General features: G+C 34.9%; 1 protein-coding gene. It reads left to right on the top strand.

Going from position 1 to position 829, the window contains the following annotated elements; all coding sequences use genetic code 11:
• On the top strand, positions 1 to 215 hold a 215-nt coding region (locus D8787_RS11260), incomplete at its 5' end, for a transposase (protein ID WP_142999758.1).
• Positions 216 to 829: the final 614 nt, after the last annotated feature.

The following is an 829-nucleotide window of genomic DNA, read 5'->3' as shown; positions in this document are numbered from 1 at the left end:
CTGTCTTTAAAACCTTTTTCAAGGACAAAGAAAAAATCGTCAATGCCCTTCAGTTACCCTATTCCAACGCCAAATTGGAAGCGACCAATAATCTCATCAAACTTATCAAACGAAATGCCTTTGGTTTTCGGAACTTCGAAAACTTCAAAAAACGGATTTTTATTGCTCTGAATATCAAAAAAGAAAGGACTAAATCTGTCCTTTCTCGAGCTTAGCTTTTCTTCAACCCACTACAGTTGACAAAGAGCCTTAAAGAAATAAGAATATCTAGAATTAAACGTGATTCCTTATCTTGTATGGATAATTCATTTATTGTTTCCATTGTAATTGAATTAATTGGCTGCTCATGAATTAAGTGTGACCATTTTCTACTATTTCCGATTTTTCCTTTGAATCCGAAAACTCCGCTTAAGGTTGTTATTGAATCCAAAAATTCTCCAACATAATCTTCAAAAAAGAGAACGAGGCAAAACTGCGTTCTCTTAAAAATGATAAAACATTACTATTAAAATAGATTACATGTAAAACTCTAAGCAGGCAGAGCTTGCTAACTCATGACAGAAAAAGATGTTTAGCCTATAGTGCTGGCATTAAAAAATCCTCACACATCACGCAAGGAAATCGCTAAATAAAACAGGCTTTGACCATGTCGGGATTAATTGCAGCACATTCCAAGGATCCAGCTTTTTCTTCTTTTTACAATCGAATTTCCCAAAGAGTAAGCAAGATGAAAGACGTCATTGCTTATGCTCATAATACTCTCAGAATCATTTACAAACTACTCTCCACCAAGCATACTTATTAGAAGAGAAAGGGTTAGGACTGAGGG

The organism is Streptococcus mitis (genome assembly GCF_003944325.1).
GTDB lineage: Bacteria > Bacillota > Bacilli > Lactobacillales > Streptococcaceae > Streptococcus > Streptococcus mitis_CW.
Note: the sequence above shows the minus strand (reverse complement) of the source record. Positions and strands in the feature narration are given on the sequence as shown.